Source organism: Bizionia saleffrena (assembly GCF_008086175.1).
Taxonomy (GTDB): Bacteria; Bacteroidota; Bacteroidia; order Flavobacteriales; family Flavobacteriaceae; genus Bizionia; species Bizionia saleffrena.
In genome coordinates, this window is sequence record NZ_VSKM01000001.1 from 356,505 (window position 1) to 371,265 (window position 14,761).

14 protein-coding genes are annotated in these 14,761 nt (G+C 34.6%); 7 read left to right on the forward strand and 7 right to left on the reverse strand.

Annotated features, from left to right (window positions below; all coding sequences use genetic code 11):
* Positions 1–104: 104 nt before the first annotated feature.
* The 4 genes from tpiA to ES676_RS01600 are packed head-to-tail and all read right to left on the reverse strand — an operon-like array spanning position 105 to position 3,817.
* Positions 105–854 (reverse strand): triose-phosphate isomerase, encoded by a 750-nt coding sequence (gene tpiA / locus ES676_RS01585; RefSeq protein WP_148368275.1) that lies wholly within the window; start codon positions 852–854, stop codon positions 105–107.
* 7 nt (positions 855–861) lie between these two features.
* A complete protein-coding gene (locus ES676_RS01590) occupies positions 862–1,938 on the reverse strand; it encodes an ABC transporter permease (protein WP_148368276.1) in 1,077 nt (358 codons plus the stop codon).
* Positions 1,939–1,947: 9 nt separating this feature from the next.
* Entirely contained in the window at positions 1,948–3,273 is a 1,326-nt protein-coding gene (locus ES676_RS01595) for a BT_3928 family protein (protein ID WP_148368277.1), read from the reverse strand.
* A gap of 4 nt (positions 3,274–3,277) precedes the next feature.
* Positions 3,278–3,817 carry a DUF1599 domain-containing protein gene (locus tag ES676_RS01600; RefSeq protein ID WP_148368278.1) on the reverse strand — a complete coding sequence of 180 codons (540 nt, stop codon included), beginning with the start codon at positions 3,815–3,817 and terminating at the stop codon, positions 3,278–3,280.
* 105 nt (positions 3,818–3,922) lie between these two features.
* On the opposite strand from ES676_RS01600, the gene folP reads away from it, so the two are divergent.
* From folP to cdaA, 3 genes are read left to right on the forward strand one after another with little or no spacing between them, the layout of a single operon-like run.
* Positions 3,923–4,747, forward strand: a complete 825-nt coding sequence (gene folP, locus ES676_RS01605; protein ID WP_148368279.1) for a dihydropteroate synthase — start codon at positions 3,923–3,925, stop codon at positions 4,745–4,747.
* Positions 4,748–5,410 (forward strand): hypothetical protein, encoded by a 663-nt coding sequence (locus ES676_RS01610; protein ID WP_148368280.1) that lies wholly within the window; start codon positions 4,748–4,750, stop codon positions 5,408–5,410. It begins immediately after the preceding gene.
* A 29-nt stretch (positions 5,411–5,439) separates the two neighbouring features.
* Positions 5,440–6,225, forward strand: coding sequence for a diadenylate cyclase CdaA (gene cdaA / locus ES676_RS01615; RefSeq protein WP_148368281.1), 786 nt, complete (start codon positions 5,440–5,442; stop codon positions 6,223–6,225).
* Positions 6,226–6,228: 3 nt separating this feature from the next.
* On the opposite strand, the gene ES676_RS01620 is transcribed toward cdaA, so the two are convergent.
* The gene (locus ES676_RS01620) at positions 6,229–7,998 is read right to left on the reverse strand and encodes an ABC transporter ATP-binding protein (protein WP_148368282.1); all 1,770 of its coding nucleotides are present in this window, start codon (positions 7,996–7,998) and stop codon (positions 6,229–6,231) included.
* Positions 7,991–8,740 (reverse strand): tRNA pseudouridine(38-40) synthase TruA, encoded by a 750-nt coding sequence (truA, locus tag ES676_RS01625; protein WP_148368283.1) that lies wholly within the window; start codon positions 8,738–8,740, stop codon positions 7,991–7,993. Before truA ends, ES676_RS01620 begins: the two co-directional genes overlap by 8 nt.
* Before the next feature lie 141 nt (positions 8,741–8,881).
* Here truA and ES676_RS01630 point away from each other — a divergent pair, with 141 nt between their 5' ends.
* On the forward strand, positions 8,882–9,376 hold the full coding sequence (locus tag ES676_RS01630) for a metallophosphoesterase family protein (protein ID WP_148368284.1): 495 nt from the start codon (positions 8,882–8,884) through the stop codon (positions 9,374–9,376).
* Between the two features lie 89 nt (positions 9,377–9,465).
* Here the strand turns inward: ES676_RS01630 and ES676_RS01635 are convergent, their stop codons facing one another.
* Entirely contained in the window at positions 9,466–9,876 is a 411-nt protein-coding gene (locus ES676_RS01635) for a DUF4293 domain-containing protein (protein WP_148368285.1), read from the reverse strand.
* Positions 9,877–10,077: 201 nt separating this feature from the next.
* Here ES676_RS01635 and rho point away from each other — a divergent pair, with 201 nt between their 5' ends.
* From rho to ES676_RS01650, 3 genes are all read left to right on the forward strand, one after another.
* Complete coding sequence (rho, locus tag ES676_RS01640; protein WP_148368286.1) at positions 10,078–11,787, forward strand: transcription termination factor Rho; 1,710 nt, start codon at positions 10,078–10,080, stop codon at positions 11,785–11,787.
* 333 nt (positions 11,788–12,120) lie between these two features.
* Positions 12,121–13,449, forward strand: a complete 1,329-nt coding sequence (nhaA, locus tag ES676_RS01645) for a Na+/H+ antiporter NhaA (RefSeq protein WP_148368287.1) — start codon at positions 12,121–12,123, stop codon at positions 13,447–13,449.
* Positions 13,450–14,231: 782 nt separating this feature from the next.
* Positions 14,232–14,606 (forward strand): transposase, encoded by a 375-nt coding sequence (locus ES676_RS01650; protein WP_170234402.1) that lies wholly within the window; start codon positions 14,232–14,234, stop codon positions 14,604–14,606.
* Positions 14,607–14,761 lie beyond the last annotated feature (155 nt).

Below are 14,761 nucleotides of genomic sequence, written 5' to 3' on the forward strand. Positions count from 1 at the left end.
GTGAATACTTTCCTTGCATTTGCGAGGAAGATTACTCTTTCCTTATTAATTTTAAAATTACTATCGTAAGCGAGGTGTAAAAACCTACCCCTTATGTTAACGCTCTAAAAGGCATTAACAATAGCGTAAAAATCTTCGGCTTTTAAAGCGGCGCCTCCAATTAAACCACCATCGACATCTGGCTTAGAAAATATCTCTTTAGCATTGGCCGGCTTTACGCTACCGCCATATAAAATAGACATATCGTTTGCCACGCTGTCGCCGTAGGTATCACGTAACGTTTTACGTATAAATTGGTGCATCTCCTGCGCTTGATCTGGACTCGCAGTTTCGCCAGTACCAATAGCCCAAACGGGTTCGTAAGCCAAAACAATATTCTTAAAAGCGGAAGCTTTTAGGTGAAATAAAGCTTTTTTTATTTGATTAGCGACCACCGTTTCTTGGGTATTCGCTTGTCGGTCGGACAATTCTTCACCAAAACAGAAAATAAAACGCATTTCACTTTCTAGTGCAGTATCTACTTTTTTTGCTAGCATCTCGTCGGTTTCATTAAAATAAGCACGACGTTCGCTATGGCCTAGAATAACGGTATTAACACCAATACTTTTTAACATTTCGGCACTTACTTCTCCAGTATATGCTCCGTTTTTAGCGAAATGCATATTTTGAGCAATAACCTCTATTGGGCTACTTTTTAGGTTTTCGGTGGTGTGCCATAAGTTAGTAAATGTTGGCGCAATCATAACCTCTGCAGTCGAGGTTTGATTTTGTCTTTTTAAATCTGAGATTAAAGCTACTGATTGTGCTAAATCGTTATTCATTTTCCAGTTTCCGGCTACAATATGTTTTCTCATCGTTATGTTATTGAAGTTTTACTTTGGGATCTAACCAAGCGTATATGATATCTACAAAAATATTAATTATTATAAAGAGTAAAGCGATGATTAATACCGCGCCCATTATAACTGGCAAATCTAAGGTATTTAACGCATTTACTATTTCTTTTCCTAAACCATTCCATCCAAAGATATATTCTACAAAAACAGCCCCAGCTAACATTGAGGCAAACCAACCTGAAATAGCAGTAACCACAGGGTTCATTGCATTTTTAATGGCGTGCGATTTAATAATTTGAAACTCGCTTAATCCCTTGGCTCTCGCGGTGCGGATATAATCTTGGTTTAAGACTTCTAGAAGCGAATTTCGCATTAATTGTATAACTACGGCAAGGGGCCTAATTCCTAAAACAATGGCTGGCAAAATTAAGTTTTTCCATTTTATATGCATAGACTCGCCATAATCGTCAAGCTCTAATAAGCTACCGGTCATCTCTAAATTGGTGTATTTATGTAAAACGAAACCAAAAACCCAAGCAAACACAATAGCGCTAAAAAATGAGGGTACACTCATACCAATCGTACTCGTAATTTGAATAACTTTATCTAAAAACGTGTTTTTATATAAGGCCGAAATAACACCTAAAAAAATCCCTAGAACTAAAGCTATGATAATAGCCGAAATAGCCAATACAAACGTATTGGGTAAGGTTTCCGCTAATACCTGACTTACTTTTTTACCTTGCTTGGTAAACGATTCTCTTAAATACGGAAATTTTATAACCGTGGTTATATCTCCTAGAGTAAACAGTTGTGCCGCTGTATATTTATCTGGCGACAAATACGTATAGTCATCGGGTGAGTTGGAATGCAACGAAATGGGTGACACATCGTTTAAGTAATAAAAATACTGCGTACTAATAGGTTTATCGAAACCATATTTTCGCTTAACGATAGCCAATTGCTCACTGTCTTCATTTTGACCCAACATCATCTGTGCTGGGTCGCCAGGAAGAACATTAAACAGAAAAAAAATCACGGTCACTACTCCAAATAAAGTAAGGAGTGCATAAAATGTTTTATTTAAAAAATAAGATACCAATTATACGAGTTAATCTTTAAGGGTTACTTGAATAACACTCGTGTAATTCTTTGTGGTTATCTCTTTAATTTGCATAGTATCTTTAATCACATTTACAGCTTCAATAGTTTCAGCATCTATAGCGTCAAGTTCTGCTAATGTTACTTCTTCTCCGTCTAATAAAAACAAAGTATTATCTACGTCTTCAGTTATAAATGGTGATTCTACTATTGGTTTTGGTTCCGGAGCTCTTTTTACTTCTGGTAACTCTAATTGATCGAGATCATTGAAGTGCATTTTCTGAATAACGGTTCCTTTTTTTAATTTTAAAACGCCCGGATTAGAACGAACAATCGTCTTTAACGCCGTTTCATCACAGAAATAAAAATCAAAATTTAAGTTGTAATGCTCCTTAATAGCCTTTTGTTCTTCTGCTCCCGTTGCCGTTAAACCAATAACGTCGTAACCATTAGCAATCGCTTTATCGGTTGCTGTTTTAATAATTTTTAATCCTTCAGCCTCAGCTTTTCTTAAATTATAAGCGACAATTAAGATCACATTGTCTAATTCTAGAATTTCTGCCGTAAAATCTTCACCATCTTTTTCTATAGAGAAATCGTGAATTGGCGGTTCGTAAGCATCTCTAATTGTATTGGTCTCTACGCGTACTAATTCGCCATCTACCTCTGGATAGCCTTCCGTTACGGTATGTTTTTCTTCTTTACCATTTACATTAAATACATACGTGTATTCTATAATCGCTTGTGGTGCATCGTCTGGAACAGACATATTTTGTTGAATATTTGCCCCTAATCTATACGGTCTAAAATCGATTGACGGTAAGTGCATTAACACTTGGTAAGCAAAGCCTAAAGACGCTATAAAACCAACCAACGCAATAAGTGTTGTTGCAAAATTATTAAAGAACGGTTTTATATATTTTTGGCCAGCAAAAACAATAAGTATTAAAACCAATAGAACAGCATCCTTAGTAAAACTCTCCCAAGGTGTCATGGCCATAGCATCGCCAAAACATCCGCAGTCTTTTACTTTATCGAAATATGCAGAATAGAAGGTTAAGAAGGTAAAGAAAACAATCATCAACAACAAACTCCATATTGTAAATTTAGGTTTATACCCAAGGATTAAAAAGAGGCCTAAAAGCACTTCTAAAACGACTACTATAACAGATATCCCCAAAGCATAGGGCATAAAAAACGGTAAATCTAATACCGTTGCCCCAAAATACTCTTCTAATTTAAAAGCAAACCCTATAGGGTCATTTAATTTGATGAATCCTGAAATGATAAAAAATATACCGACAAAAATGCGGCAAAAACCTACTAATATTCTCATAATTTTATTCTTCTTTTAAATGTATTAATGCAAAAATAGCATAGTTAATTATATCTTGATAATTAGCATCTATACCTTCGCTTACTATTGTTTTTCCTGAATTGTCTTCAATTTGCTTTACGCGTAATAATTTCTGCAAAATCAAATCGGTTAACGAGCTTACTCGCATATCGCGCCACGCTTCACCGTAATCGTGATTTTTATTTTGCATTAGCGTTTTGGTTAGCGCTACTTTTTCGTCGTATAAAATGGTCGCTTCTTCGGTTGTTAAATCGGGTTGCTCCACCACGCCTTTCTCCAATTGAATTAACGCCATTACGGAGTAGTTTATTATACCTATAAACTCACTTTGTTCGCCTTCATCTACCTTTCTTACGCCGTTTTGCTGAAGTCCTCGAATGCGTTGTGCTTTTATAAAAATTTGATCGGTAAGCGACGGTAATCTTAAAATTCTCCAAGCGCTACCATAATCAGTCATTTTGTTTGTAAACAAGGCGCGACAAGTATTTATTACAGCATCGTATTGTTTTGACGTATTTTGCATAAACTAATTGAATTTTGTGTAAATTTCGCTTAATTTTTTCAAATGTTCAACGTTTATGGTTTAAACTTTTCTTAAGCCTTATAAACACCATATATAATAGCACAAATGACTTTAAATTGTAATGGGAAATTGGTAGATATTTCGTCGCCGAAAGTAATGGGCATTCTTAACGTTACGCCCGATTCTTTTTTTGATGGCGGCGCTTATAACAGCGACTCACATTGCCTTAAACAGGTAGAAAAAATGCTTTCTGAAGGTGCCACTTTTATAGATATCGGTGCCTACAGCTCCAAACCAAATGCGACCACTGTTAGCACAAACGAAGAACTCGAGCGTATTATTCCTGTTATTAAAGTATTGGTTGAAAGCTTTCCGGATATTATTTTATCGGTGGATACCTTTAGAGCTGAAGTTGCCAAACACGCCATTGCAGCGGGAGCGGCTATAATAAACGATATTTCGGCTGGCCATTTAGACGTGAATATGCTAAAAACTATTGCCGACTATAACGTGCCCTATATTATGATGCATATGCGCGGAACGCCACAAACAATGCAGCAGCAAACCGAATATGATGATTTACTAAAAGACATACTGCTTTATTTTTCGGAGCGTATTCAAGCTGCTCGTGCTTTAGGGGTTAACGATATTATTTTAGATCCTGGCTTTGGATTTGCTAAAACTACCGCTCAGAATTTCGAATTACTCAATAAATTAGACGATTTTAAAATTACAGACTTACCTTTGCTTGCCGGTATCTCTAGAAAATCTATGATTTACAAAACGCTTAATACAACACCCAAATACGCTTTGAATGGCACAACGGCCTTACATATGATTGCTCTGGAAAGAGGCGCTCATATTTTACGTGCACACGATGTTAAAGAAGCTTTTGAAGCCATTACGTTACACCATCAATTACACACCTAAATGAAACAGTTATTAGTTTGCCTCGCGCTTCTATTTTTCAGCGCTTGCTCCGAAGACAAATCGGTATTACTTCCAGAAATTAACGGGGCGGCGATTACAGAGATCACCGATGTTTCTCCGGCCTATATTTTTTATAATGAAACGCAAAAAGACAGTGTAGAATTAAACCGAAAAAGTCTTATAATATCAACCAATTGGTTGGTAAATATTGACCGACGTTTAACGCTGAAACAAGCTTTACCTTCTATAATTACATTGCAAGAAAAAAAACGCGGCGCAGGAATGCATAAAAATGAAAGCGCAAAAAACTTTTTTACTTGTAACGATACCTCTATTAAAAATTTAGGATTTATAGATTTTACCGATGTCGTATACTCTAGAAATAACACGCCCGACACAACAGAAGGTCGTTATGCCGTTACTATTTTTAAAGTGGATAGCATTGCTATTCATTCGGTAAATCATAAAATTATCAATCTTAAAAGCGACGATTTATTAGATAGTATACAACAATTAGCATCGAGTTCTTCGACATTGAAACACTTCACTTTAAACTTCAATTCCAAGGTGACATTTCAAGATTACATCACTATAAAATCTAAACTTTCAAATTTAAAGAGTGATAATTTAGCTATTAGCAAAAATGAATTTATCTTTAATTAAATTTAAACCCCACTTAAAACAACAACCGCTTGGAAATTTTCGATACCATTTTAAATTTTAGTTTAGTAGATATTATAGATGTTGTGCTGGTTGCGCTCCTGCTATATTATGTTTACAAATTGGTTCGCGGTACCGTGGCCATAAATATTTTTATTGGTATTGTTATTATTTACATTATCTGGAAAATAACACAAGCGCTTCAAATGCAACTATTAAGTAATATTCTTGGTGGTTTTATTAGTGTAGGTATGTTTGCGCTTATAGTGGTTTTTCAGCAGGAAATTAGAAAATTTTTATTGATGATTGGCTCCACAAATTTTGGAGCAAAACGCAAATTTTTAAGTCAGTTAAAGTTCTTTAAAACCGAAGGCATCTCGAATACTGATATCGAAACTATTATAGCGGCGTGTACTAAAATGGCGTCGACAAGAACGGGAGCCTTAATTGTTTTGGAGCGTAATAATAATTTAGATTTTTTAATAAATACGGGAGACGAAATGAATATAACCGTTACCCAACCTATTATAGAAAGTATCTTCTTTAAAAATAGTCCGCTTCATGATGGTGCCATTATTATAGAAAATAATATTGTCAAGGCGACACGTGTTATTTTACCAGTGAATAATGAAAAAACAATACCACAACGTTTTGGTTTACGTCACCGTGCAGCTGTAGGAATTACCGAACGTACCGATGCGATTGCGATTGCTGTAAGTGAAGAAACGGGGCAAATTTCGTGTTTTAAAAATGGTGATTTCTTACCCTTTGATAACATCGCAGATTTAATAGCGATTATAAAAGAGGATTTGGATTAACGATTACTTTACCTCTTCCGCCTTTAAAAACTGAACTTCGTATAGATTTCTATAATATCCATTGTCATTTTTAAGCAGTTCGCTATGCGTGCCTTGTTCAACAATATTACCAGAATCCATTACAATTATTTTATCTGCTTTTTGAATCGTTGCCAAACGGTGTGCTATTACAATAGACGTTCTGCCTTTCGTGATCTTATCTGTCGCGTTTTGAATTAATTGCTCCGAATAAGAATCTACAGACGACGTGGCTTCATCTAAAATTAAAATACTCGGGTTTGTAACATACGCGCGTAAAAAAGAAATTAACTGGCGCTGTCCAGAAGACAACATTGCCCCTCTTTCTTTTACATTATAATGGTAACCACCAGGTAAACTCATTATAAAATCGTGGATACCAATATCTTTTGCTGCTTGCTGTACTACCGTTTCAGAAACCTCTGGATTATTTAAGGTAATGTTCGCTAATACCGTATCAGCAAACAGAAACACATCTTGTAAAACCACCGCTATTCGCGAGCGTAATGACGCTAAAGTGACGTCTTTAATATTAATAGTATCAACGGTAATAACACCACTATTAATTTCGTAAAAACGATTTAGTAAATTAATAATTGTTGATTTCCCTGCACCCGTCGCACCCACGATAGCAACAGTTTCTCCTGCTTTCACCTCAAAGTTAATTCCCTTTAAAACCAATTCATTATCAATATAACTAAAGGTAACGTCTTTAAAACTGATATCGCCTTTAAAGTTTTCTGCTTCAATAGTACCTTCATCATTAATTTGCGAAGTTGTATCAATTACCTTAAACACGCGCTTTGCAGCGACCATACCCATTTGTAGGGTATTAAATTTATCGGCTATTTGTCGTAATGGTCTAAATAACTTAGGAATCATCATTACAAAGGCAAATAAATCACCCTGCGTTGCTGTGCCTTCTAGAACAATGTTTAATCCGCCATACCACACCACTAAACCAAGAGCTACAGACGATAATAATTCTGGAATCGGGAAGAAAATAGAGTTATACCAAATGGTTTTCAACCAGCCTGCCTTATGGCGCTCGTTAATGGCTTTAAATTTATTATATTCGGTAGTTTCTCGCGTAAATAACTGAAGTATTTTCATTCCAGTAACACGCTCTTGAACAAAAGAATTTAAATTGGACACTTCGGTACGCACTTCTTCAAAAGCTCTTTTCATATACTTCTGAAACAGTCTTGTTGCATACAAAACAATTGGTAAGGTTATAAAAACGATAAGACTTAATTGCCAATTCATAAAAATCATTAGGCCAGAAACCACAATCATAACCAGTAAATCGCGAGCAATCATAAAGAGCCCTTGTCCGAAAATATCGGCAATACGCTCCATATCGGTTACCGCTCTAGTAATTAATGTCCCTACAGAAGAATTATCATAATACTTCATCTTAAATTTCAGCATGTGGTTAAATAACATGACACGCACGTCTTTTACCACACTTTGCCCCAACCATGCGGCATAAAAAATAAATAGAAATTGAAAAACAGTTTCCAAAAGTAACATTGCAATCATTAAAATCACAAAAAACAAAAAGCCTTCTTCTTTTTTTTGCGCTACATTTTCGTCTATAGCATAACTTAAAATAAACGGTGATGCTGCACTTAATAAGGCAATTAAAACCACCGATAAAAGGACACCTATAAATACCTTTCTATATGGTTTTATAAACTGAAACAACCTTTTAAATAAGGAGAGATCGAGTATTTTTTCTTTAGGTTTATTCATTTAAATAAATAGATTCTGGATATATAATTTCGCTTAAATACAGCGCTCGAGCGGGTACCGAAAAACCGGCTTCACTCCTACTTTTAGATTGGATGATTTTATGCATATCGCTAACCTCTAATTTCCCAACCCCTATGTTTATTAAGGAGCCCACTATGGCGCGCACCATATTTCGTAAAAACCGATTGGCCTTAATAGTAAACTGAAGTTCGTCGCCAATAATTTGCCATTCCGCTTGCATAATATCGCAATGATACGTTTTTACATCTGTATTACTTTTAGAAAAACATTGAAAATCTTTATACTCCAATAGAATTTTTGAAGCTTTTTTTAGTTTCTCGATATCCAATTGGGGTTTTAAGAAATACGTTTGCTCGTTAATAAACGCATTTTTGCGAATTGCAATACGATAAATGTAAGCGCGACTTAAGGCATCAAAACGTGTGTGTGCTTCAGCGTTTACCTTAAAAATAGAATGAATGACAATATCCTGTGGTAAATACGAATTTAATTTATGCTGAAGTGTTTCAGTTTCAAAAGACATATGTATTTCAAAATGTGCAAACATTTGTAAAGCGTGCACGCCAGCATCGGTACGTCCTGCTCCCATTGTTGTAATAGTAGTTCTTAATAGTAACGACAAGCCTTTATTTAAAACTTCCTGTACAGTGATTGCGTTGGGTTGAATTTGCCAACCGTGATAAGCTTTACCATTATATGAGAGTTCTATAAAATATCGCAAGTATTGTGCTATTTTTGTAAATAATTAAGACTACAAAGATACTTGTTTTTCTTACTAAAGAAATCCTAAATTTATATTAAAAGACCGCTACTTTTTTAACCTTGAGAATATCGCAGTAATGTTGATATTTAGAATACGATTATGAAAAAAATACTTTTACTTTCTGATACCCATAGCTATATAGACGCTGCTATTTTAAAATACGTAAAACAAGCTGACGAGGTGTGGCACGCCGGTGACATTGGCAACTTAGAGGTTACCGATGAAATAAAAAAACTAAAACCACTACGCGGCGTTTACGGTAATATCGACGATGATAAAGCCCGTTTAGAATTTCCAGAAAACAATCGTTTTATGTGTGAAGGTGTCGCTGTATGGATAACACATATTGGCGGTTACCCTAACAAGTATGACCTGCGTATTCGCGAGGAAATCCAGAAAAATCCACCTAAATTATTTATTTGTGGCCATTCTCATATTTTAAAGGTAATGCCCGATAAAAAGCTTAATCTATTACATATGAATCCGGGAGCTATTGGTAAACACGGGTTTCATAATGTGCGCACAATGTTACGTTTTACGATTTCTGGGGACACAATTGCTAATTTAGAAGTTATAGAATTCCCGAAACATTAATAACCATTACAATTATTTAGGTAAACAGCATAAAAAAGCCCAAGATCTTCACCTTGGGCTCACGCACTAATACTACTAAGATGTTAGGTTTATCGTAATCGATCTACAGATTTTACAAGATCTTCATCCTTCTTGATGGCCTTATTAGCTAATGCTAATAACACGATAGACACAATAGGCAAGAAAATCCCAATACCTTTCTCTGAAACGTTAGTTCCTCCAGATATGCTTAGAGATTGATATACAAGTAATCCTAGTAAAATAAAGTTTAATATGATGTTTAGTCGTCCCACGACGAATTGAGACTTCCTATTATTGTACATAAATATAGATACCAAAGATAATACTGCAGAGGCCATAAACATTGCGAAATAGGTTAAATTATCTATTGCAAAGACTTTAATACCAGCGGTAGTAATCCATAAATACAACGCAAAAATTAACCCGCCAGAAACGGAGGCGGCCAATAATAAGTATAATGTCTGTATGCGTTGAATCATTTATTTAAATGGTAATTATCTGGCACAAAAATATAGTTTCTTTTGTAATTTTTATAAAAAAAAATAAAATAAAGTTGTATAATTGCAGTAATAATTTGCAACAATCACGTTAGCAAGATATTAATTCTTCAATAAATAGTATATTTTCTCTGGGAAATATTTCAACTTAAATATTTAAAAAATATTCATTTCAACAACTCAATGTTTGAAATCTCACAATTAAAAGAAATGAAGCTTCCTGAACTACAGGATATAGCTAAAAAACTAAGTGTACCAAAATTCCGCACACTAAAAAAATTAGATTTAGTATATCAAATATTAGATCTACAAGCAGCGAACCCAAATGCTGTGAAAGAAGTTAAAATAGACGAAAATATAGAGACCGATAAAGAAACTCCTAAAAGAGCTCGCGTACAACGTAAAGCGCCTTTAAAGAAAAAAACAAACGTTAAAGAATCTACTATAGAGAGTGCGACTGATACGACAAATGATAAAGAGGATGAAAGCACTTTAGCTTTTAAAGAAGACTCTAAAAAAGAGAGCAGTACAACAGAAGCACCGAAAGAAATTTCAAAACTTGAAACGAAATCGGCTCCTAAAGAGTCTCGTAAACCGGCCCCTAAAAAGCCAGTTCACAATCATCAAAACAAAAAAGAGGATAATAAAAACGATAATAAATCGCAAAATCGTCCTGTTAAGAGAGACAACTCTCAAAATAAAAGTAAAAGCAAAAACAGTCCTGGTGACAACGGTAACAAAGATACCAGAAACCGTTATAGAGAACCCGATTATGAGTTCGATGCTATAATTGAAAGCGAAGGTGTTTTAGATATTATGCAAGATGGTTACGGTTTTTTAAGATCGTCAGATTATAATTATCTATCATCGCCCGACGATATTTATGTATCACAATCACAAATTCGTTTATTCGGATTAAAAACAGGAGATACTGTTTTAGGAAATGTTAGACCTCCAAAAGAAGGTGAAAAGTATTTTCCGTTAATTAAAGTCAATAGAATTAATGGTCAAAGCCCAGATGTGGTTAGAGACCGCGTGTCTTTCGAACATTTAACACCATTATTTCCGGAAGAAAAATTCAATCTTGCCGAAAAGCAAAGTACTATTTCTACGCGTATTATGGACTTGTTCTCTCCTATAGGAAAAGGGCAGCGTGGTATGATTGTATCGCAACCAAAAACGGGTAAAACAATGCTTCTTAAGGATGTAGCGAATGCTATTGCAGCAAACCATCCTGAAGTTTATCAAATGATTTTATTAATTGATGAACGCCCTGAAGAGGTAACCGATATGCAACGTAATGTGCGTGGTGAAGTAATTGCTTCAACTTTTGATAAAGAAGCACACGAGCACGTAAAAATTGCTAATATTGTTTTAGAAAAAGCAAAACGATTGGTAGAATGTGGTCACGATGTGGTGATTCTCTTAGATTCTATTACACGTTTAGCAAGAGCTTATAATGCAGTACAACCCCCTTCTGGAAAAATATTAAGTGGTGGTGTTGATTCTAATGCATTACATAAACCAAAACGTTTTTTCGGTGCCGCTAGAAATATAGAAAATGGAGGCTCGTTAACTATAATAGCAACAGCGCTTACCGAAACAGGCTCTAAAATGGATGAAGTAATCTTTGAAGAATTTAAAGGTACTGGTAATATGGAGCTACAATTAGATCGTAAAATTTCTAACCGTAGAATCTTCCCTGCTATCGATTTAACATCATCAAGCACACGTCGCGATGACATTTTATTAGACGAAAGCACAGTACAACGTATGTGGGTTATGCGTAAATATCTTGCAGATATGAACCCGGTTGAAGCTATGGAATTTATAAACCAACGTTTTAAACAAACTAGAAACAACGAAGAGTTTTTAATCTCAATGAACGGTTAAAACACACTTTATATAATAGTAAAGCCTCGTGTTGCATTTTTTACACGAGGCTTTTTTTTTATTAAAGAGTACCCATACTCTCAAAAGACTCCATATTTAGTTAATAAAATGATAAAATAGCTAACTTGGTACGTCCACATTCTTAAATTAATTCTCCTTTTAGTATCTTGTAAGTATTGAGATGCTTTTCGAAAAAACACATTGAAAAACATAATTAAATCATTAAAATTCTACTTGAATTTTGGTGTTTTGTTTTCTCTTTGAGAGACACATCTGTGCTCAATAACTGTCATAACAATTATTATAAATAAAGTAAAACGTATCCGTTAACGAATGAATAAGTTGTCTCAAATTCTGAGCTCTTTTTTTAAAAAAGACTCTGCAACCGGAATTCTATTAATATGCGCCACAGTGCTTGCGTTAATAGTAGCCAATACCCCTTTAAGTTCTTTTTATCAAATGATGATGCACCTAAAATTCAGTTTAGGTTTCGACAATTTATTCATTTCAAAGTCTTTACATCATTGGGTTAACGATGGTTTAATGGCCTTGTTTTTTCTGCTAGTAGGATTAGAGATCAAAAGTGAATTAAAATTTGGACGTTTGCGCTCGTTTAAATCGGCGGTGTTTCCAGTAGTAGCTGCGATAAGTGGTGCCGTATTTCCAGCATTAATTTTCTTTGCTTTTAATAGTGGTACAAAATATATTGATGGGTGGGCAATTCCTATGGCAACAGACATTGCTTTTGTAATTGGTATTTTAGCAATTTTAGGACCTAGAATCCCATCTTGGGCAAAAGTTTTTATCACCACCATTGCTGTGGTCGATGATTTAATTGCCGTTTTAGTTATTGCTTTCTTTTATACCGATCAGATTTACTGGCCCTCCTTAGGTATTGCCTTAGGGTGTACCGTTGTTCTTTTAATCTTTAATTACAGAAAGGTAAACGGCCTAACGCCCTACTTATTTGTAGGTTTCATATTATGGTGGGCGGTTTTATCTTCTGGTATTCACGCCACTATAGCAGGTGTTATTTTAGCGTTTACAATTCCTTTAAATAGAGAATGGGAACTTGATAAAATTAAAAATTTTGCAAAGCGCGGTTTCAAATTATTTTTAAACGCTAAAGACGTTTCACTAGAAGGAACGTCGTCTCAAGCACACTATTTCTTAGAGAAAACACAGCGTGAAATGGAGTCTCCTTTAAAGCGGTTAGAACGTAAATTGCACGGCCCTGTGTATTTCTTTATAATGCCTTTATTTGCCTTTGTTAACGCCGGAATTCTATTTGATTCTGAAATTTTAAGTGAGGCATTACATATATCGATAACTTGGGGAACAATTTTTGGACTATTAATAGGAAAACCTGTTGGGATATTATTCGGTATATGGATTTTACTCAAATTCTTTTATAAAGAAATGCCGAGTTCGAAGGAAGTTTGGAAATTATTTTTTGGAATGTCTCTATTATGCGGAATAGGATTTACGATGTCTTTATTTATTGTAAATCTTTCTTTTGACGATAATTTAATTAAGGAAGAAGCAAAAATGGGAATCCTAATTGCTTCCTTGGTGAGTGGTGTTTTAGGTTACTACGTTCTTCGTTATGCAACACGTTTTCCAAATTCCATTACAGTAGATAAAACAGGAATGAAACCATAGTTGTTTTTACATTTAGGAAGAGTGATTTATTCAATTCATCAATTATAGGCTGATTTGAACATCACTCTTTTAATTGATTTAATTTAACTGGAATGGTATGCTCTATTAATAAATGAACCTCCTATCTCACTGAAATTCTTTATGAGATAAGCTATCAATATTAAATACATTTTTCAATAAAAGTAGAGGGTATCCTATTAGAAAGTGCTGTATAAAAGTTTTAATATTGAAAGTACTGATAGAATATCGGGTTTTTTGGAATAATTCTCAAAACTTTTGAAACTATAAAAACGATTGTACTTTGTAGGAAAATTTTTAATGTTATCAGACGCGTTATTATTCAGGACAAAGCTATTACTTCCGGAAGCACTTATTAACTATTTCGAATTGACAAAACATAAGAGAAGGAAAAACGTTCCATTTCTATTTTACTGACCGCAATATATTTCCTGACGGCTAAAGTGAGGCGAAGTTTTACTCTAAAGGCTTTTCACTAAGGGGTCGTTTAAGACTTTTTAAAACTTATAAAGAATGTTTTTCTACAGATTGATGAAAACACAAGCGAAATAGTTACAAGAAATTGGCCATTAGTAACAAAAGAACTAAAATTACCAGCGATTTCGCTGATTTTTTAAAAGAACTCTATACGTAATGATACTAGTGGCACAGCAATTGTATCTAAATTCTACGGTGTAAACCCTAGAAGTATGTAAAGGCATTACAAAGATTATTTGAGCGACTTCAATGCTTGAAGTCAAAAGACACACGCATAACAATGGCTGTTGTTTTTAAAAAAAATCGGCTGCTACCTTTCTATAAACGAGACCGCTTTTTTCAACGTTGATTTATATACCATTCTAACCAATAAAGATGCAAAAGGAAATAAAAGAGCGATAATATCTATGGTAAAAGGAACCATGGCAGATGTAGTTATAAAAACACTCCACAAGATGCCTCTAAAACAAAGAAAGAAGGTTATGGATATGGTAGCTAATATGGGGCTTATCGTAAAAAAATCATTCGCAAACGCTACTTTGGTTATAGACCGTTTCCATATCCAAAAACTAGCGTTAGATGCATTGCAAGAAATCAGAATCAAACACAGATGGGAAGCTCTTGACGGATCATTCTCAAAAGTTGTGTGTGAATTGAAATAAAACTCCGTTTTTTGTAAAAAAAAACGTCGACAATTATCTTGAATTACTCAAACTTATTCTTCCTGAATTTTTAATTAATCATTTCGATCTAATAAAAAATACTAAAAATGGTGATGTAATGCATCTTTATTTTGAAGAGCGCAATGTGGTTCCTA

Bases quoted from the DNA above. Each gene is read 5' to 3' on its own strand.
- tpiA (WP_148368275.1), bottom strand. From the start codon at position 854: ATGAGAAAACATATTGTAGCCGGAAACTGGAAAATGAATAACGATTTA.
- ES676_RS01595 (WP_148368277.1), bottom strand. From the start codon at position 3,273: ATGAGAATATTAGTAGGTTTTTGCCGCATTTTTGTCGGTATATTTTTT.
- ES676_RS01600 (WP_148368278.1), bottom strand. From the start codon at position 3,817: ATGCAAAATACGTCAAAACAATACGATGCTGTAATAAATACTTGTCGC.
- folP (WP_148368279.1), top strand. From the start codon at position 3,923: ATGACTTTAAATTGTAATGGGAAATTGGTAGATATTTCGTCGCCGAAA.
- ES676_RS01610 (WP_148368280.1), top strand. From the start codon at position 4,748: ATGAAACAGTTATTAGTTTGCCTCGCGCTTCTATTTTTCAGCGCTTGC.
- ES676_RS01620 (WP_148368282.1), bottom strand. From the start codon at position 7,998: ATGAATAAACCTAAAGAAAAAATACTCGATCTCTCCTTATTTAAAAGG.
- ES676_RS01630 (WP_148368284.1), top strand. From the start codon at position 8,882: ATGAAAAAAATACTTTTACTTTCTGATACCCATAGCTATATAGACGCT.
- ES676_RS01635 (WP_148368285.1), bottom strand. From the start codon at position 9,876: ATGATTCAACGCATACAGACATTATACTTATTATTGGCCGCCTCCGTT.
- rho (WP_148368286.1), top strand. From the start codon at position 10,078: ATGTTTGAAATCTCACAATTAAAAGAAATGAAGCTTCCTGAACTACAG.
- nhaA (WP_148368287.1), top strand. From the start codon at position 12,121: ATGAATAAGTTGTCTCAAATTCTGAGCTCTTTTTTTAAAAAAGACTCT.